Source organism: Caryophanon latum (assembly GCF_001700325.1).
Classification (GTDB): domain Bacteria; phylum Bacillota; class Bacilli; order Bacillales_A; family Planococcaceae; genus Caryophanon; species Caryophanon latum.
Window position 1 is genome coordinate 25,875 of sequence record NZ_MATO01000022.1, and the last position, 18,681, is coordinate 44,555.

Annotated in this window: 19 protein-coding genes and 2 other annotated features; of the genes, 18 read left to right on the top strand and 1 reads right to left on the bottom strand. The window is 42.6% G+C overall.

Features of this window, described 5'->3' with window-relative positions:
* Window positions 1-233: 233 nt before the first annotated feature.
* A complete protein-coding gene (locus A6K76_RS05420) occupies window positions 234-884 on the bottom strand; it encodes an acetate uptake transporter (RefSeq protein WP_066462876.1) in 651 nt (216 codons plus the stop codon).
* Between the two features lie 308 nt (window positions 885-1,192).
* On the opposite strand from A6K76_RS05420, the gene A6K76_RS05425 reads away from it, so the two are divergent.
* The 18 genes from A6K76_RS05425 to rpoB all read left to right on the top strand — a co-directional run bounded on the left by A6K76_RS05425 (window position 1,193) and on the right by rpoB (window position 18,666).
* Window positions 1,193-2,236 (top strand): PIN/TRAM domain-containing protein, encoded by a 1,044-nt coding sequence (locus tag A6K76_RS05425; RefSeq protein ID WP_066462878.1) that lies wholly within the window; start codon window positions 1,193-1,195, stop codon window positions 2,234-2,236.
* Between the two features lie 14 nt (window positions 2,237-2,250).
* Complete coding sequence (ispD, locus tag A6K76_RS05430; protein ID WP_066462880.1) at window positions 2,251-2,934, top strand: 2-C-methyl-D-erythritol 4-phosphate cytidylyltransferase; 684 nt, start codon at window positions 2,251-2,253, stop codon at window positions 2,932-2,934.
* Between the two features lie 366 nt (window positions 2,935-3,300).
* A complete protein-coding gene (ispF, locus tag A6K76_RS05435) occupies window positions 3,301-3,777 on the top strand; it encodes a 2-C-methyl-D-erythritol 2,4-cyclodiphosphate synthase (RefSeq protein ID WP_066462881.1) in 477 nt (158 codons plus the stop codon).
* 357 nt (window positions 3,778-4,134) lie between these two features.
* Window positions 4,135-5,595 (top strand): glutamate--tRNA ligase, encoded by a 1,461-nt coding sequence (gene gltX / locus A6K76_RS05440; protein WP_066462882.1) that lies wholly within the window; start codon window positions 4,135-4,137, stop codon window positions 5,593-5,595.
* A 12-nt stretch (window positions 5,596-5,607) separates the two neighbouring features.
* Window positions 5,608-5,823: a binding site (T-box leader), on the top strand.
* 412 nt (window positions 5,824-6,235) lie between these two features.
* A complete protein-coding gene (cysS, locus tag A6K76_RS05445) occupies window positions 6,236-7,636 on the top strand; it encodes a cysteine--tRNA ligase (RefSeq protein ID WP_066462883.1) in 1,401 nt (466 codons plus the stop codon).
* A 5-nt stretch (window positions 7,637-7,641) separates the two neighbouring features.
* Window positions 7,642-8,055, top strand: coding sequence for a Mini-ribonuclease 3 (locus A6K76_RS05450; protein WP_066462884.1), 414 nt, complete (start codon window positions 7,642-7,644; stop codon window positions 8,053-8,055).
* A 2-nt stretch (window positions 8,056-8,057) separates the two neighbouring features.
* Complete coding sequence (gene rlmB, locus A6K76_RS05455) at window positions 8,058-8,921, top strand: 23S rRNA (guanosine(2251)-2'-O)-methyltransferase RlmB (RefSeq protein WP_066462886.1); 864 nt, start codon at window positions 8,058-8,060, stop codon at window positions 8,919-8,921.
* Window positions 8,922-9,440, top strand: a complete 519-nt coding sequence (locus A6K76_RS05460) for an NYN domain-containing protein (RefSeq protein ID WP_281181418.1) — start codon at window positions 8,922-8,924, stop codon at window positions 9,438-9,440.
* A gap of 67 nt (window positions 9,441-9,507) precedes the next feature.
* Window positions 9,508-10,143, top strand: a complete 636-nt coding sequence (gene sigH, locus A6K76_RS05465) for an RNA polymerase sporulation sigma factor SigH (RefSeq protein ID WP_066462888.1) — start codon at window positions 9,508-9,510, stop codon at window positions 10,141-10,143.
* A 36-nt stretch (window positions 10,144-10,179) separates the two neighbouring features.
* A complete protein-coding gene (gene rpmG, locus A6K76_RS16490; RefSeq protein WP_425393865.1) occupies window positions 10,180-10,368 on the top strand; it encodes a 50S ribosomal protein L33 in 189 nt (62 codons plus the stop codon).
* 51 nt (window positions 10,369-10,419) lie between these two features.
* A complete protein-coding gene (gene secE / locus A6K76_RS05470; protein ID WP_066462889.1) occupies window positions 10,420-10,605 on the top strand; it encodes a preprotein translocase subunit SecE in 186 nt (61 codons plus the stop codon).
* A gap of 192 nt (window positions 10,606-10,797) precedes the next feature.
* Complete coding sequence (nusG, locus tag A6K76_RS05475; RefSeq protein WP_066462891.1) at window positions 10,798-11,334, top strand: transcription termination/antitermination protein NusG; 537 nt, start codon at window positions 10,798-10,800, stop codon at window positions 11,332-11,334.
* 191 nt (window positions 11,335-11,525) lie between these two features.
* The gene (gene rplK, locus A6K76_RS05480) at window positions 11,526-11,951 is read left to right on the top strand and encodes a 50S ribosomal protein L11 (RefSeq protein ID WP_066462896.1); all 426 of its coding nucleotides are present in this window, start codon (window positions 11,526-11,528) and stop codon (window positions 11,949-11,951) included.
* A 124-nt stretch (window positions 11,952-12,075) separates the two neighbouring features.
* Window positions 12,076-12,768: a 50S ribosomal protein L1 gene (rplA, locus tag A6K76_RS05485; protein ID WP_066462898.1), complete on the top strand. Its 693-nt coding sequence runs from the start codon at window positions 12,076-12,078 to the stop codon at window positions 12,766-12,768.
* Window positions 12,769-12,831: 63 nt separating this feature from the next.
* Window positions 12,832-12,976, top strand: a sequence feature (ribosomal protein L10 leader region).
* 35 nt (window positions 12,977-13,011) lie between these two features.
* On the top strand, window positions 13,012-13,515 hold the full coding sequence (gene rplJ / locus A6K76_RS05490) for a 50S ribosomal protein L10 (RefSeq protein WP_066462899.1): 504 nt from the start codon (window positions 13,012-13,014) through the stop codon (window positions 13,513-13,515).
* Between the two features lie 72 nt (window positions 13,516-13,587).
* Window positions 13,588-13,947 (top strand): 50S ribosomal protein L7/L12, encoded by a 360-nt coding sequence (rplL, locus tag A6K76_RS05495; protein WP_066462901.1) that lies wholly within the window; start codon window positions 13,588-13,590, stop codon window positions 13,945-13,947.
* Window positions 13,948-14,229: 282 nt separating this feature from the next.
* The gene (locus A6K76_RS05500; protein WP_066462902.1) at window positions 14,230-14,829 is read left to right on the top strand and encodes a class I SAM-dependent methyltransferase; all 600 of its coding nucleotides are present in this window, start codon (window positions 14,230-14,232) and stop codon (window positions 14,827-14,829) included.
* 243 nt (window positions 14,830-15,072) lie between these two features.
* Entirely contained in the window at window positions 15,073-18,666 is a 3,594-nt protein-coding gene (rpoB, locus tag A6K76_RS05505; protein WP_245671956.1) for a DNA-directed RNA polymerase subunit beta, read from the top strand.
* Window positions 18,667-18,681: the final 15 nt, after the last annotated feature.

Sequence of the window (18,681 nt, forward strand, 5' to 3'; positions counted from 1 at the left end):
AATGCCAATTGAATGGCTAATCAACATGCTTGAGGTAATAATGGATTGTTGTTTTATCGTGAACTAATGCAGCGAGGTGGCGACTCCAGCAGGAAAAGCACGAACCGAAAATCCATTTTTGGCGGCTTGTCCGACAAAAATTAGTTGAGGTCGTGCCTGCGGAAAGCGTCCACCGAAGCAGAATTAGCACAACAAAAAAGCCTTTCGTATGCCGTTTACGAAAGGCTTTTTTATTATGCGCGAGACGTTTTTGTTTGTGCCGCTGCTGTTGGCTTTTTGATGATGCCAAATGGTTTGCCCACTGGTAAAAACTCGAAGCCAAAATGTTTGTTTAATACGTTTGCACCTGCGCCGTATAAAGAAAGGATTGCCACGAATAATTCAGCCCAAGCTGCTAATAAGTGCATGCCGTGTTCCATAATACCGAATGTGCTTAACGATAAACCGATGAATAAGAAGTCGATTAGTACGAAGATGAAGAATAATACTTTGTTCGTTTCTAATGCGCCGATTGTTAAAAATAAAGATAACACTAAATACCCTACATACATTGTTGCTGTTTGGTTTGCATCGACAACGAAGCCGTCACCGAATACGCCAGCTTGCATGAACCAAGTCATCGCCACACCTAACCAGAATAAGCCGTATGCGCCGAATGCTGTCGTACCGAATGTGTTGTTGTGCTTAGCATCTAAAATTGATGCGTAAATTTGTGCAAGACCTCCTAGGAAAATTGCCCAAGGAATAACTAAGCCGACCCCGTCAGTCCAGCCAAGTTTTTGTGTTGCCGCTACAAGTGTAACGATCGCTAAGCCGAATAGACCGATTGCCGATGGGTCTGCTGTTACGACTTTAATTTCTTTCACATTAGTTGATTCGCTCATGAAAGTTTGCCCCCCTAAATACTTGAAAAATTTATACTGTGCTGATTGTAAACGATTGCATGCTGTTTTAGTTCAAAATATGCACGAACAAAAAGAAAATGCGTAAATTCAACAAGAAAGGAGACGTTGCGATAGAAGAAAAACGTATGAACTAGCATTTAAATGGGAAAAAGCAGAAAAAAAGTTCATCTGTACTAATACAGCTGTTTCGTGCTGTTACATACTGTTATAAAACGCATGAAAAACAGTTTTTCAAAACGAATCGTTGTATAATAAAAATATAAGGAAGTAGGAAGAGAGGTGCATGTATGCTCAAACGTGTCATTCAAGTAGCATTCTTGTTTGTTGGTGGCGCATTAGGACTTATTTTTTTACCGATTTTGTACGACGTAATTGGCATTGCAAATTACGAATGGATTAATAATGTATACGTATCATTACTTGTAGGCGCACTTATTTTTTTCATACTGTCTTTCTTTTTAGTCGATTATTGCATACGTTGCATACGTTGGTTAGAGGAAGTTTTGTTTAAAGTGCCGGTTGCGGATTTATTATTTGGCACAGTTGGATTAATTATCGGGCTTATTGTCGCGTACTTTGCGGGCTTTGCGATTGAGCGCGTGCAGCTGCCGGTCATTACGTCGGTCGTGCCGTTTGTGCTGTCGATTATTTTAGGCTACTTAGGCTTCCAGTTAGGCTTTCGTAGACGTGATGAAATTTCGCTAATGTATACGCCGGTGAAGCCATCGCGTAAAAAGGAATTGACGACACAAAAGCTGCTCGATACGTCAGTCATTATTGACGGACGAATCGTTGATATTGCTGCTACTGGTTTTATCGAAGGAACGCTCGTCATTCCGCAATTCGTATTAACAGAGCTGCAGCATATTGCCGATTCATCGGATACGTTGAAGCGTACGCGCGGTCGACGTGGGCTAGATGTGCTACGCCGCCTACAAGACGAGTACAAGTCAGGCGTCATGATTACCGATCGTGATTTTGATGACGTAGCAGAAGTCGACTTAAAGCTTGTGCGACTAGCGAAGGAATTGAATGGGCAAATTGTAACGAACGATTTTAATTTAAACAAAGTGAGCGAGTTACACCAAGTGCATGTACTAAACATTAATGATTTAGCAAATGCCGTAAAGCCGGTCGTCATTCCTGGAGAGAAGATGACAGTGCTTATTATTAAAGACGGAAAAGAGCATAATCAAGGGCTTGCGTATTTAGATGATGGCACGATGATTGTTGTTGAAGGTGGGCGCAATCAAATTGGGCAAACGGTGCAAGTCGAAGTAACGAGCGTGCTGCAAACATCAGCAGGACGCATGATTTTTGCGAAGCTATAAGGTAGGGTGACAACGTGAAATATGAAGTAGTATTACCAGCAGCAGGTAGCGGTAGTCGCATGGGCGCTGGCATGAATAAATTGTTTTTACAGCTAAACGGCACGTCGATTTTAGTGCATACGCTCCGTGTGTTCGAAGCGGACGACAAATGTACAGGCATTTGGCTTGCTGTAAAAGATGCCGAACGCGAGCAAATCGAGCAGCTCATTCGGGAAGCGGGCATTCAAAAAGTAAAAGGTTTACCAACAGGTGGAGCAGAGCGTCAACATAGCGTGCGCTCGTGCTTAGTGCAAATGGAGCCGACCGACTTAGTGATGGTACACGATGCAGCACGTCCGTTTATTTTACAAGACACGATTGACCGCTTAGCAGAAGTCGCACTCGAAAAAGGGGCAGCGATTGCTGGGGTGCGCGTGAAAGATACGATGAAAATTGTACGCGAAGGCATCATTGAGGAAACGGTAGACCGCGACATGTTATGGAGCATTCAAACGCCACAAGCTTTTCGCTACGATGTGTTAAAGGAAGCGTCGGACGTTGCAGATAAAGTCGGCTTCCTCGGAACGGACGAGGCGATGCTTGTTGAAAACATCGGCTACGACGTTCACATCGTCGAAAGCAGCTATGAAAATGTGAAGATGACGACGAAAGAAGATTTACTTTTCGGCGAGGCGATTTTAAAAAGTCGCGAGCAATAAGAGGCTAGGACAAAATAAAGCGTTATCGGAAGTATGATTCTGGTAACGCTTTTTTGCTGTTCGACTTCGCTTCGTTGCGCAACCGCCGCTACTTTCGCCTTGCAATTGCAAGTCTCTCGGCACGTTCTTTTCCACTAGGAGTCGCCGCTTCACGCGTTCCTTCATCAAATTCGCACTATGAATATTATCTGTTAGGCGATGAGAATTTACTTTTTTCCTATCCTCTTTTTGTTTTTTAATAGAGGCATGTTTCGTACGGCATCGCTTTTTGTTGTACTTGTCGAAAAAAGATTGCGTTATACATGAAACGATACAAAATATGGTACACTACAGCTACAACATTATTCGTAAAGGTAGGTTTTACACATGTTTCGAGTTGGACAAGGATACGACGTACACGCATTTGCGCAAGGGCGTCCATTAATTTTAGGCGGCATTGAAATTCCACACGACCGTGGTTTATTAGGGCATTCCGATGCGGACGTACTGTTACATACAATTACAGACGCAGCACTTGGCGCAATCGGGGAAGGTGATATCGGTCGCCACTTCCCAGATACAGACCCAGAGTGGAAGGACGCAGATTCAGCTAAGCTGCTTGCGTACATTTGGAAAATCGTTGAGGATAAAGGGTACGTGCTAGGAAACGTTGATGCAACAATTATTGCACAACGTCCGAAAATGGCACCGTACATCGAGCCGATGAAAAACCGCATCGCTGAACTGTTAAACGCCGATCCATCACAAGTAAACGTCAAGGCGACGACGACGGAAAAGCTAGGCTTCACAGGGCGCGAGGAAGGCATCGCAGCACTAGCGACGATTTTATTAATTAAAAAATAATACACGATGATGTTCGTTTCATTCGGCTCGCTTTCCTGGGGCGTGGCTTGAGCCTCCTCGATACTCGTACCTCGTATCTGTGGGGTCTCAAGTCTCACGCTTTTCCCCAAGGAGTCTCGCCGATTCCACTCCCATCAACAGCTAGTGCAATCAATCGGCGAGCTTACTTCGTCGTGGAATGCAACGTGCGAACTGCTGATGCATGAATAGATCAACATCATACAAAACAAGCCTGTTTGTTCATGCAGGCTTGTTTTCATTTGCCCGACACTTTAATTTCCACATTGACAGTGGTAAAATGAACAAAGTTAAACGGTCCGTGCCAAAAAGACATGAGACATATTAGGAGGATTTAACATGACGAAAAAAGTTCGCGTTCGTTATGCGCCATCACCAACAGGCTTTTTACACATCGGTGGAGCGCGTACAGCGTTATTCAATTATTTATATGCAAAGCACAACGGTGGAGATTTCGTCGTTCGTATTGAAGATACTGACATCGAGCGTAACGTTGAAGGCGGCGAAGCATCACAGCTAGATAACTTACGTTGGTTAGGCATCATTCCAGACGAATCAGTAGACATCGGTGGACCATACGCACCGTACCGTCAAATGGAGCGTTTAGACATTTACAAAGAGCACGCTGACAAAATGCTAGCAGCTGGTCAAGCGTACAAATGCTTCTGTTCTTCAGAAAAATTAGAAGCGTCACGCGAAGCACAAAAAGCAGCAGGCGTTGCAGCACCGACATATGACGGTACTTGCCGCAACTTATGTGCTGAAGAAGTAGCAGCGAAGGAAGCAGCAGGCGAAGCGTACACAATTCGTATGGCTGTACCTGAAAACGTAACGTACAGCTTCACAGATTTAGTACGTGGCGATGTAACGTTCGAATCAAAAGATATCGGTGACTGGGTTCTTGTAAAAGCAAACGGCATCCCAACATACAACTATGCGGTCGTATTAGATGACCACTTTATGGACATTACACACGTATTCCGCGGTGAAGAGCATTTATCAAACACACCGAAGCAAATGATGATTTTCGATGCGTTCGGTTGGGAATACCCACAATACGGTCACATGACATTAATCGTCAACGAAGACCGCAAAAAATTATCAAAACGCGACGAAACAATTATCCAATTCGTAGCGCAATATAAAGACTTAGGCTATTTACCAGAAGCGATGTTCAACTTCTTCGCATTACTTGGCTGGTCTCCAGAAGGCGAAGAGGAAACATTCTCTCACGACGAGCTAGTGAAGTTATTTGATGAGAAACGTTTATCAAAATCACCATCAATGTTTGATAAAGTGAAATTAACGTGGATGAACAACCAATACATTAAACAATTATCGCGTGAAGATGTTGTTACATTAGCGTTACCACACTTACAAAAAGCAGGCTTAGTGCCAGCTGAACCAACTGAAGCAGAAGCGGCATGGGCAGCTGAGTTAATCGGTCTTTACCATGAGCAAATGAGCTTCGGTGCTGAAATCGTTGAATTAACAAGCCTGTTCTTTAAAGACGAGTTAACATACGACGAAGAAGCAACAGAAGTGCTAGCAGGTGAGCTAGTACCGGCAGTGATGACAGCGTTTAAAGCTGAGCTTGAAGCGTTAGAAGCATTCGATGCAGCATCAATTAAAGCGGCAATCAAAGCAGTTCAAAAAGAGACAGGCGCTAAAGGGAAAAACTTATTCATGCCAATTCGTGTCGTAACGACTGGTCAAACACACGGTCCAGAGCTTGCGGACGCAATTAGCTTAATCGGCAAAGAAAAAGTTATCGCGCGCGTGGCAAAATTCGCAAACTAATTGTACAATGAACGTAAAGCGTAGACGGGGAGAAGTATGTTTTACACGCTCAACTAGAGAGGGTCATCTTGGCTGGAAATGACCTGAGCCACTGTGTTACAGAAATGCACCTCGGAGCGTCTTGCCGAATTCAGTAGGCAGGAACGACTTGTCCTCGTTACCGGACGTTTTGAGTGGGAGCAAATTGCTTCAACCAGAGTGGAACCACGTAACTACTGCGTCTCTGTCTATATACGGACAGGGGCGCTTTTTTGTTGTACAACGGTTCTTTCATTTCGGCGGACGCTTTTCGCGGGCACGGCCTCAACTAATTTTTGACGGACAAGCCGCCAAAAATGGATTTTCGGTTCAATGCGCCTGCTGTTACTCGCCCTCTGTTCATCACCACAAACTGGAATTGACGCATAACGGTTGCTTGAAGCAAGAGGCGGACTCCAGCGGGAAAAGCGCGAGACTTGAGACCCCACAGCGAAGCGAGGAGGCTCAAGGAAGTCAGTAATCGCCACGTCCATGTGGCACTGCCTTCATGACGAACATCGTGTTCGCCTCCGCGCCCGCGGAAAGCCTGCCTCGACGCGGAAAGCAACCGATCAACATGTATGTAAAATAACAAACTCACCAAACAAAGGAGAAATTCAAGATGGGTATTCAAATTTTCAACACATTAACGCGCGAAAAAGAAGCGTTCGTGCCAATTGAAGAAGGCAAAGTAAAAATGTACGTATGCGGACCGACTGTATACAACTACATCCATATCGGTAACGCACGCCCTGTTATCGTATACGACACAGTGCGCCGCTACTTACAATACAAAGGGTTTGACGTAACGTACGTATCAAACTTCACAGACGTGGACGACAAAATTATTAAAGCTGCAAACGAATTAGGCGAGGAAACGTCTGAATTAACAGAGCGTTTCATCGCGGCATACTTTGAGGACATTACGGATTTAGGTTGCAAAAAAGCAGACGCACATCCGAAAGTAACGGAGCATATGCAAGACATTATCGACTTCATCGCCGTATTAATCGACAAAGGTTATGCGTACGAATCACAAGGTGACGTCTATTACCGCACGCGCAAGTTTGATGGCTACGGCAAGCTGTCTCATCAAAACATCGATGACTTAAAAGTTGGCGCGCGCATCGAAGCGGGCGAGAAGAAAGAAGACCCGTTAGATTTCGCACTGTGGAAAGCAGCGAAGCCAGGCGAAGTGCACTGGACATCGCCGTGGGGAGAAGGTCGTCCGGGCTGGCACATTGAGTGTTCTGTTATGGCACGCGAGCATTTAGGTGATACAATCGACATTCACGCAGGCGGGCAAGATTTAACATTCCCTCACCACGAGAACGAAATTGCACAATCAGAGGCCCACAACGACAAAACGTTTGCGAACTACTGGATGCATAACGGCTACATTAATATCGACAACGAAAAAATGTCAAAATCGCTTGGCAACTTCATTTTAGTAAACGACATTAAAAAGCAAATCGACCCACAAGTGCTGCGCTTCTTCATGTTATCGGTGCACTACCGTTACCCGATCAACTTCGCAAAAGACTTAGTCGAAAGTGCAGCGAACGGCTTAGAGCGTCTGCGCACATCGTTTAACAATACGAAGCACCGTTTATCGGTAACGGCAGAGCTAGGTGATGCAAACGACGAATGGTTAACGAAAATCGAAGCGGTGCGCGAAGCATTCGAAACGTCAATGGACGACGACTTCAACACAGCAAACGCGATTTCACAGCTATTTGAACTATCACACGTTGCGAACGTTTACTTAAATGAATCGAACACGACGACAACTGTGTTAAATGCATTACTAGATGCATTCACAAAGCTAGGCGACGTACTTGGCTTAGTATTTGAGCAGCAGGAAGAGCTACTTGATGCCGAAATCGATGCGTTACTTGAGGCTCGTATACAAGCGCGTAAAGATCGCAACTTCGCACGTGCTGATGAAATTCGCGACATGCTGCAAAATATGGGCATTATTTTAGAGGATACGCGTCAAGGTACACGCTGGAAACGAGGCTAATTCAGATGAACACACTTCGCAATGAAGATATTAAACAACTGAATGCATTAGCACTTGCATATATGGGCGACGCTGTTTTAGAGCAGCGCGTTCGTGAGCATTTGCTGCGTAAAGGTGGCGTGCGTCCAAATACACTTCATAAAGCAGCGACGCAATACGTTTCTGCTAAAGCGCAATCAATCATTGTGTTACGTATGCTTGAAGAGGGGTATTTAACAGAAGAAGAGCAGGCGATATTCCGCCGTGGACGCAACGCAAAATCAGGCTCGGTGCCAAAAAATACCGATGTCCGCACGTATCGCAACAGCTCAGGATTTGAAGCGGTATTAGGCTATTTGTTTTTATTAGAGCAACACGAGCGAACGCATGAAATTATTACGTATGCAATTGACATCGTGGAACAATCGAAAGGAGTGTAGGCATGGCAGAACGACGACAACAAAAAGATCGTAAGCCTCGTGATTTTAAAGCGCGCGACCAAAAGAGCCGCAACTTTAAAGCACCGGAGAAACAACAAGAAGTAGTAGAAGCATCACAGCCACAAGAAGAAATCGTAGGGGAAATGATCGCAGGGAAAAACCCCGTACTTGAAGCACTTCGCTCAGGGCGTGAAATTAATAAATTATTTATCGCAGAGGGCGTAAAGAAAACAGGCGTGCAGGAGCTGATGGATTTAGCAAAAGAGCGCGGTGTCCTCGTGCAATTCGTTCCAAAGCAAAAAATCGATAAATTAGCTGAAAACCATCAAGGTATTGTAGCTGCAGTAGCGGCATACGATTACGCAGAAATTGACGATTTATTCGAAGCAGCGAAAGCGAAAAATGAAGACCCGTTCTTCTTAATTTTAGATGAGTTAGAAGACCCGCATAACTTAGGTTCGATTATGCGTACTGCGGATGCGATTGGCGTGCACGGCATCATCATTCCGAAGCGCCGCGCAGTTGGCTTAACGGCAGTCGTTGCAAAAGCGTCAACAGGTGCGATTGAGCATGTGCCTGTTGTACGAGTGACGAATTTAGCACAAACAGTCGACGAGCTGAAGGAACATGGCGTATGGATTGCTGGTACAGACGCTAAAGGTTCTGTTGACTATCGTAAAATGGACGCAACACTTCCACTAGCTGTAATTATCGGTAGTGAAGGAAAAGGCATGGCGCGTTTACTGCGTGACAAGTGCGACTTCCTTTATCATTTGCCGATGATTGGGCACGTAACGTCGCTAAACGCATCCGTTGCAGCAGCGTTACTTATGTATGAAGTGTATCGCAAGCGTCAAGAAGCATAATTGAAAAAACATATTTTGCTTGTAGATGGCTATAATATGATTGGTCACTGGCCGGAGCTACGCAAACTGCGAGACGACAATTTAGAGGACGCGCGAGATCGTTTGATCGAGCTACTTGCGGAATATAAGGCGCAAAAAGGATGGGACGTAAAGCTCGTCTTTGATGCGCACTTTGCTCCAGGCGTGAAGCAAACATATAACCAGCACAATTTAGAAGTAATCTACACAGCTACGAAGGAAACGGCTGACGAATGCATTGAGCGTCTTACGCACGAGTTACGCGGACGCCATACGCAAATTATCGTGGCGACATCCGACATGACCGAGCAAAACGTCGTGTTTGGCTTAGGTGCAGCACGCATGCCGGCGAGTGAGCTAGCAGTGGAATTGAAAATCGTTCAAAAGCGCATCGATAGCTTAGCAAAGCGCACGCAAACACGTCGTTCACCTAATCGTATTGAGCCGCGCCCAGACGTAGCACGGAAGCTTGAGCAAATGCGCCGCGGCTTGAAAGAGTAATTGACTTATATTTTCCAATTTGTTTATACTAGTTCTAAAAAATTCCGGTGTAGCAGAGGTGAGGTCGTTGATTAAAAGTAATTCCGTAGAAGTAATCGCAGGCTTTGAACATTTAACAGACGAGGAGTTGCTGACGCTGATCCATATTGGCAATGCGGACGCGCTCGACTATTTAATCACGAAATACCGTTTATTCGTGAAAGCAAAGGCGAGAACGTATTTTTTAATCGGCGCAGATAAGGAAGATATTATCCAAGAAGGCATGATTGGACTATATAAGGCGGTGCGAGATTTTCGTGGCGACAAGTTATCGTCGTTTAAAGCATTCGCGGAGCTATGTATTACACGTCAAATTATTACAGCGATTAAGACGGCGACAAGGCAAAAGCACATGCCGCTGAACTCGTACATTTCGCTCGACAAACCTGTATATGATGAGGAATCAGACCGTACATTGCTCGATATGATTACGAGCGAAGTTAGTGAAAGCCCAGAAGATGTCATTATTTTGCAGGAGGAATACGCTCAGCTCGAGGCGAAGATGAACGAAGTGCTAAGTGAACTCGAACGCCAAGTGTTAGCGCGCTATTTAGATGGGCAATCATATCATGAAATTTCAGAGCAATTGAATCGCCACGTAAAATCAATCGACAATGCGCTGCAACGCGTGAAACGTAAGTTAGAGAGACATTTAGGCGTTTAAAAGCTGTTCGGGAGTTGTTGACAGCATATAATTTAGGTGATAGTCTTTAAAAGACAAAATGCCAAAAAAGGTGATAAGATGGCTAACAAAGTCGTGCTTTGCTGTGAAAAATGTGGCTCACGTAATTACACATTGCCAAAGAAGAGCGATGTCGCAACACGCTTAGAGCTAAAAAAGTTTTGTTCACGTTGCAATGAGCACACAATTCATAAAGAGACAATTTAATTACAATGTGATAGCAATATAGAAGAATTAGTTATTCGGAGGTTAAGCTGCATGAATAAAGTTACGAGTTTTTTCCGTGACGTGTTTTCAGAAATGCGTAAAACAAGCTGGCCAAAAAGTAAAGAGCTAACGAAATATACAATTGTCGTAACGTCTACGGTAATTATTATGGCTTTATTCTTTTTAGTTGTTGATTATGGCATTTCAGAATTATTCCGTTGGTATTTGGATTTATAATTAGTACAGCATTCATATGTGTCGAAAATAGCCCGTCATTGTTAAATCAACGGGTTTTTTCATTTGCTCGTGAATAAATAAAAAACAGATGCATTTCGCGTATGCTTTGTGTAGTGAACTAGAATTTGCGTAAAAATCGAGCATTCTCGATGATTTTGTAAGGGAGGGACGGACGACTAAGTCCTACTGATTATGGAAAAACAATGGTATGTAGTGCATACGTACTCAGGTTATGAAAACCGAGTGAAAGCAAATTTAGAAAAGCGTGTTGAAACGATGGGCATGGAAGATAAAATTTTCCGCGTAATCGTACCAGAGCACGAAGAAACGGATTTAAAAGATGGAAAAAAACGCTCAGTTATGCGTAAAATCTTTCCTGGTTACGTGTTAGTTGAAATTATTATGACAGACGATTCTTGGTATGTTGTACGTAACACACCAGGTGTAACAGGCTTTATCGGTTCTTCAGGCGGCGGCGCAAAGCCAACACCTTTATTACCAGAAGAAGTAGAACGATTACTAGCGCAAGTTGGTATGACGACGCAAGCAATTGGTGAAGTTGAAATTTCTGCAGGCGATGTAGTGGAAGTTTTAGATGGACCGTTTGCACATTTCCAAGGTCGTGTAGAAGCAGTCGACGTACAAAATGGACTGTTAACAGTAACAATCGACATGTTCGGTCGCGAAACAGAAGTAGAATTAGATTTCGCAGAAGTTCAAAAAATTTAGTAAATAATAGTGCTTGCTAATAGTATTTAAAAGTGGTATCATTTCAAAGGTCAGACTGTATTATGTAAGTAATAACAGTTATCGACATCCAATGATAATTTTAATGTTATCGGCAAATTAGCTGACGAACAGATATTTGAGTGGGAGGGGCAACCCAATTACCACATCACGGACTTAAGGAGGTGTGTCTCGTGGCTAAAAAAGTTATTAAAGTTGTAAAACTTCAAATCCCTGCTGGTAAAGCAAACCCAGCTCCACCGGTTGGTCCTGCATTAGGTCAAGCTGGTGTTAACATCATGGGCTTCTGTAAAGAATTCAACGCTCGTACTGCGGACCAAGCTGGTTTAATTATTCCAGTAGAAATTTCAGTATTCGAGGACCGTTCATTCACTTTCATTACGAAAACTCCACCCGCTGCAGTACTACTTAAAGTAGCTGCTGGTATCCAATCTGGATCTGGTGAACCAAACCGTACGAAAGTTGCAACAGTTAAACGTGATAAAGTTCGCGAAATCGCGGAACAAAAAATGCCAGACCTAAACGCTGCATCTGTAGAAGCTGCAATGTTAATGGTTGAAGGTACTGCACGAAGCATGGGTATCGTTATCGAAGACTAATCCCATCTTTACTTGATGATGTATTTTGTTTTTGGAGGTTGCTGCATTCATAATATTGTGAGTGCGCAACCTTTATTCGTGGGAGGATTATCCGTTATAACCACAATCAAGGAGGAAATTAACAATGGCTAAAAAAGGTAAAAAATTACAAGATGCTGCTAAATTAGTAGATCGTTCTAAATTATATGCTGCTGCAGAAGCAATCGCTCTTGCACAACAAACAAGCACAGTTAACTTCGACGCTACAGTAGAAGTTGCTTTCAAATTAGGTATCGATACTCGTAAAAATGACCAACAAATCCGTGGCGCAGTAGTGCTTCCAAACGGTACTGGTAAAACTCAACGCGTATTAGTATTCGCTAAAGGCGAAAAAGCAAAAGAAGCAGAAGCTGCTGGCGCTGACTACGTAGGCGATGCAGAGTACATCACTAAAATCCAACAAGGTTGGTTCGAGTTTGATGTAATCGTTGCAACTCCAGACATGATGGGTGAAGTTGGTAAAATCGGTCGCGTATTAGGACCAAAAGGTTTAATGCCAAACCCTAAAACTGGTACAGTTACTTTCGATGTAACTAAAGCAATCAACGAAATTAAAGCTGGTAAAGTTGAATACCGTGCTGAAAAAGCTGGTATCATCCACGCGCCAATCGGTAAAGTTTCATTTGAAACTGAAAAATTAGTTGAAAACTTCTTAGCAGTATACGACGTAGTAGCTAAAGCTAAACCAGCTGCTGCTAAAGGTACTTACATGAAGTCAGTAAACGTAACAACTACAATGGGTCCTGCAATCAAAATCGACGCATCTGCAGTTAAATAATTTTAAGTTACTTGGAAATATTTATTGACAACACTTCTCTTACTTGATAAGATGGATGCTGTTGTGAATCATCCATTTGTACCGTAGACAGTAGGAGTGACTTGTCACTTAATGATCCTACCGAGGACATCGGAATTCGGATTCTTTTTAAGATGATGACTTTCAGCCTCTATGTCTATCTTGATATAGAGGCTTTACTTTTGTCGGTATAAATGACCCATTCTAATAGGAGGTGTCATCCAGATGAACAAACCAATCATTGAAGCTAAACAAAATTTAGTACAAGATATCGCTGGTAAGTTCCAAGCTGCTGCATCAGTAGTAGTAGTTGACTACCGTGGTTTAACTGTAGCTCAAGTTACAGAACTACGTAAGCAATTACGTGAAGCTGGTGTAGAATTCAAAGTATACAAAAATACTTTAGTTCGCCGTGCTACTGAACAAGCTGGTTTTGAAGCGATCAACGAAGTTTTAACTGGTCCAAACGCAATTGCATTCTCTAACGAGGACGTAGTAGCTCCAGCTAAAATTATTAACGAGTTCGCTAAAAAGAACGAAGCTTTAGAAATTAAAGCTGGTATCATCGAAGGTAACGTATCTTCAGCTGAAGATGTTAAAGCACTTGCGGAACTTCCATCACGCGAAGGTCTATTATCAATGCTTTTATCAGTTCTTCAAGCTCCAGTGCGCAACTTCGCACTTGCAACAAAAGCTGTTGCAGAACAAAAAGAAGAACAAGGCGCTTAATCGCAATTTTTCTTCACAAATCGGCTTAACGGCCTAAAAAACTAATATTATATTCCATAGGAGGAAATTAAAATGAACAAAGATCAAATCTTAGAAGCTATCAAAGCTATGACAGTTCTAGAACTAAACGATTTAGTAAAAGCAATCGAAGAAGAATTCGGTGTAACAGCTGCTGCTCCAGTAGCAGTAGTTGCTGGCGGTGCTGCTGCAGCTGAAGAAAAAACTGAGTTTGACGTAGTATTAGCATCTGCTGGTGCAGAAAAAATCAAAGTAATCAAAGCTGTACGTGAAATCACTGGCTTAGGTTTAAAAGAAGCTAAAGAAGTAGTAGATAACGCTCCTAAAGCACTTAAAGAAGGCGTATCTAAAGATGAAGCTGAAGAAATCAAAGCTAAACTTGAAGAAGTTGGCGCAGTAGTAGAAGTTAAATAATTTTTATTTAACAGCTCACTTTTATATGGAAAGCTCGTCTCTTATTGACGAGCTTTTCTTTTTGTAGAACTTACTACAAAAGACAGAATTCCATACAACTAGTATGAAATTCTGCCTTTTTTTATGAAGTATAGTTCGCCTTTTTTATAAACAGTAACGCAATGTATCATGTCTGTTGATTAGGCGCTCAATGCAATTCAATCGCTAATCAACATGACTGGTATTATAGTTAAGAATGTTCCACGTGAAAAAAAGATGATGTTCATCAAGGAGGCGACGATTATGTCACAACATTATTATTCGAATAAGCCTCAAACGGAAAGTAAGCCGAATAAATTTAACTTCACATTGCTAGGTCATACGTTTACATTTACGACGGATGCGGGTGTATTTAGTAAAAGCGAAGTAGATTTTGGCTCCCGTGTGTTAATTGATGCATTTGCCATGCCAGACATAGATGGTCCACTTTTCGATGTCGGCTGCGGTTACGGTCCGATTGGTTTATCGATTGCTCATCAATATCCAGATCGCATTGTACATATGATGGATATTAATGAACGTGCAGTAGGTTTATGTCGTACGAACGCACAGTTAAACGGGGTTCAAAATGTACGAATTTTTGAAAGTAATGGTTTGCAGGCTTGTACTGAGCAAGATGCAGCAGCAATTTTAACGAACCCGCCAATTCGTGCGGGAAAAGAGACGATTTTCCGTTTTTATGACGAAGCATATGACAAGCTACGTGCAAATGGTGAACTGTGGATTGTGATTCAAAAGAAGCAGGGCGCACCGTCGACGATTGCGCATTTAGAAGAAAAGTTTGCAGAAGTTGAAGTCGTAGAAAAGAAAAAAGGCTACTGGATCGTCCGAGCGATTAAGTAACCTTGGTCTGTAGAAAATATTGACTTGACAAAATGGCTATGATATTATAATAAAATGCAAAATATTATTTTGCGGTCGTATGCCCATTTATAAAAAAAGTCACTTTTTAAGGCATACGTGCCAGCACAAGTTTAGTAAAACCAAAATGAGTTAACATTTAATGTACTCGTTTTCTTTTTTGTCTTTCGAAATCATACACTATTTGTAGGATTTTGCAAAGACCTATTATCGCTTTATTGAGGGGTGAATGAGTTGACAGGTCAACTAGTTCAGTACGGAAAACACCGTGAGCGTAGAAGTTACGCACGAATTAAAGAGGTGGCACAGCTTCCTAATCTGATTGAGATTCAAACAGCATCTTATGACTGGTTCCTTAAAGAAGGTTTACTAGAAATGTTTAAAGACATTTCTCCGATCGAAGACTTCGCGGGTAAATTATCTTTAGAGTTCATTGATTATAAGCTGGGCGAACCAAAGTACGATGTAGATGAATGTAAAGAACGTGACGCAACGTATGCTGCGCCTTTACGTGTTACAGTACGACTTACAAATAAAGAAACAGGCGAATTACAACCTAAGGAAGTATTCATGGGTGATTTCCCATTAATGACGGATACAGGTACGTTTATTATTAACGGTGCTGAGCGCGTTATCGTATCTCAGTTAGTACGTTCTCCGTCTGTATACTTTAACGATAAAACAGACAAAAATGGTAAAAAAGGTTTCGGCGCAACGGTCATTCCTAACCGTGGTGCTTGGTTAGAATATGAAACAGATGCAAAAGATGTTGTATACGTACGTATCGACCGCACACGTAAATTACCAGTAACGGTATTATTACGTGCATTAGGTTTCAGTTCAGATCAAGAAATCATTGACATCATCGGTGATAACGAATTTTTACGTAACACGCTTGAAAAAGATAACTCTGACGACACGAACAAAGCGTTATTAGAAATTTATGAGCGTTTACGTCCTGGTGAGCCACCGACAGTTGATTCAGCGAAGAGCTTATTATACTCTCGTTTCTTCGACGCAAAACGCTATGATTTAGCGAATGTTGGTCGCTACAAAATGAACAAAAAGTTACACATTAAAAACCGTTTATTCAACCAAATTCTAGCTGAAACATTAGTGAATCCAGAAACAGGTGAAGTGTATCAAGACGAAGAAGGTAATACGCTATTTACGAAAGGTACGTTATTAGACCGTCGTACATTAGACTTATTAATTCCTCTACTTGAGCGCGATAAAATCGGTTACCAAACGTTAACACATGTAAATGGTGTGTTAGAAGGCGATGTAACGATCCAGTCGATCAAAGTTTACGCGCCAAATGATGAGTCTCAAAAAGAAATCATTATTACATCGAATGCGAACATCGAAGAAGCTGTAAAAAATATTACACCAGCAGACATCATTGCCTCAGTGTCATATTTCTTCAACTTATTACATGGCATTGGGAACACGGACGATATCGACCACTTAGGTAACCGTCGTTTACGTTCTGTAGGTGAATTACTACAAAACCAATTCCGCATCGGTTTATCTCGTATGGAGCGTGTTGTTCGTGAACGTATGTCAATTAACGACACAACAGCAATTGCACCTGAAAAATTAATCAACATTCGCCCAGTTATTGCGTCAATTAAAGAGTTCTTCGGTTCTTCTCAATTATCGCAATTCATGGACCAAACAAACCCACTTGCTGAGTTAACGCATAAGCGTCGTCTTTCTGCATTAGGGCCTGGTGGTTTAACACGTGAGCGCGCTGGTATGGAAGTACGTGACGTTCACTACTCTCACTACGGTCGTATGTGTCCAATCGAAACACCAGAGGGTCCAAACATCGGGTTAATCAACTCATTATCATCATTCGCAGAAGTAAATAAATTCGGTTTCATTGAAACACCGTACCGCCGTGTTGATCCAAAAACAGGTGCCGTAACGGATCAAATTCATTACTTAACAGCTGACGAAGAAGATAACTACGTTGTTGCACAAGCAAACTCTCGTTTAAATCCAGATGGTACATTTGTAGAAGAAGAAGTAGTAGGTCGTTTCCGAGGAGATAACACAGTATTCAAACGCGAAAAAATTGACTACATGGATGTATCTCCAAAGCAAGTAGTATCTGCTGCCACTGCATGTATCCCGTTCTTAGAAAACGATGACTCAAACCGTGCCTTAATGGGTGCGAACATGCAACGTCAAGCGGTTCCTTTATTAAATCCAGAAGCGCCGTTTATCGGTACTGGTATGGAACATGTCGATGCTCGTGATTCAGGTGCTGCTGTTGTTTCAAAACATCACGGTATTGTTGAACATGTAGAAGCACGTTCTATTCACATTCGTCGCATCGAAGAAGTAGACGGCAAGGAAGTAAAAGGCGATTTAGTTAAATATAAATTACAAAAGTTCGTACGTTCTAACCAAGGTACATCTTATAACCAACGTCCAATTGTAAAAGTTGGCGATCGCGTAGAGCCACGTGATATTTTAGCTGACGGTCCTTCTATGGAGCGCGGTGAATTAGCACTTGGTCGTAACGTGTTAATCGGCTTCATGACTTGGGACGGCTTCAACTACGAGGATGCCGTTATCATGTCTGAACGACTTGTAAAAGATGACGTATACACTTCTGTCCATATTGAAGAATATGAATCAGAATCTCGTGATACGAAGCTTGGTAAAGAAGAAATTACTCGTGACATTCCAAACGTAGGTGAGGATGCACTTCGTAACTTAGACGAGCGCGGAATCATCCGTATCGGTGCGGAAGTTCGTGACGGTGACATCTTAGTCGGTAAAGTAACGCCTAAAGGGGTAACTGAACTGACAGCTGAAGAGCGCTTATTACATGCAATCTTCGGTGAAAAAGCTCGCGAAGTGCGTGACACATCTTTACGTGTACCACATGGAGCAGGCGGTATTATTCTTGATGTGAAGGTATTCAACCGTGAAGACGGCGATGAGTTACCTCCAGGTGTTAACCAATTAGTACGTGTATACATCGTTCAAAAACGTAAAATCCGCGTTGGTGATAAGATGGCCGGACGTCACGGTAACAAAGGGGTTATCTCGCGTATCCTTCCAGAAGAAGATATGCCATTCATGCCAGACGGAACACCAATTGATATCATGTTAAACCCTCTAGGCGTACCATCTCGTATGAACATCGGACAAGTACTTGAGTTACACTTAGGTATGGCTGCTCGTCAAATGGGTATCCACATCGCAACTCCTGTATTCGATGGTGCAAACGAAGAAGACGTTTGGGAAACAATTGAAGAAGCTGGTATGAACCGCGATGGTAAAACAGTTCTTTATGACGGACGTTCGGGTGAGCCATTTGATAACCGCGTATCTGTTGGTGTCATGTATATGATCAAACTTGCGCACATGGTTGATGATAAGCTTCACGCTCGTTCAACAGGTCCTTACTCATTAGTAACGCAGCAGCCGCTTGGTGGTAAAGCACAATTCGGTGGTCAGCGCTTCGGTGAGATGGAAGTATGGGCACTTGAAGCATATGGTGCAGCATACACGTTACAAGAAATTTTAACAGTGAAGTCAGATGACGTTGTCGGTCGTGTGAAAACATATGAAGCAATCGTTAAAGGCGAAAGCGTTCCAGAACCAGGTGTACCTGAATCATTCAAAGTATTAATCAAAGAATTACAGTCACTAGGTATGGATGTAAAAATGTTAACAATCAATGACGAAGAAGTTGAACTTCGCGACTTAGACGAAGATGATGAAATTCCAGCACCAGCTGATGCACCTCGTTTACCTCAAGTAGACGAAGGAGAAGAAACATCTCAGTCTGTTGAATAAAAAATTTCAAAGTCG

Excerpts from the sequence above, each read along its gene's own strand:
- A6K76_RS05420 (WP_066462876.1), bottom strand. The coding sequence starts at position 884 with ATGAGCGAATCAACTAATGTGAAAGAAATTAAAGTCGTAACAGCAGAC.
- A6K76_RS05425 (WP_066462878.1), top strand. The coding sequence starts at position 1,193 with ATGCTCAAACGTGTCATTCAAGTAGCATTCTTGTTTGTTGGTGGCGCA.
- ispF (WP_066462881.1), top strand. The coding sequence starts at position 3,301 with ATGTTTCGAGTTGGACAAGGATACGACGTACACGCATTTGCGCAAGGG.
- gltX (WP_066462882.1), top strand. The coding sequence starts at position 4,135 with ATGACGAAAAAAGTTCGCGTTCGTTATGCGCCATCACCAACAGGCTTT.
- cysS (WP_066462883.1), top strand. The coding sequence starts at position 6,236 with ATGGGTATTCAAATTTTCAACACATTAACGCGCGAAAAAGAAGCGTTC.
- A6K76_RS05450 (WP_066462884.1), top strand. The coding sequence starts at position 7,642 with ATGAACACACTTCGCAATGAAGATATTAAACAACTGAATGCATTAGCA.
- rlmB (WP_066462886.1), top strand. The coding sequence starts at position 8,058 with ATGGCAGAACGACGACAACAAAAAGATCGTAAGCCTCGTGATTTTAAA.
- secE (WP_066462889.1), top strand. The coding sequence starts at position 10,420 with ATGAATAAAGTTACGAGTTTTTTCCGTGACGTGTTTTCAGAAATGCGT.
- nusG (WP_066462891.1), top strand. The coding sequence starts at position 10,798 with ATGGAAAAACAATGGTATGTAGTGCATACGTACTCAGGTTATGAAAAC.
- rplA (WP_066462898.1), top strand. The coding sequence starts at position 12,076 with ATGGCTAAAAAAGGTAAAAAATTACAAGATGCTGCTAAATTAGTAGAT.
- rplJ (WP_066462899.1), top strand. The coding sequence starts at position 13,012 with ATGAACAAACCAATCATTGAAGCTAAACAAAATTTAGTACAAGATATC.
- rplL (WP_066462901.1), top strand. The coding sequence starts at position 13,588 with ATGAACAAAGATCAAATCTTAGAAGCTATCAAAGCTATGACAGTTCTA.
- A6K76_RS05500 (WP_066462902.1), top strand. The coding sequence starts at position 14,230 with ATGTCACAACATTATTATTCGAATAAGCCTCAAACGGAAAGTAAGCCG.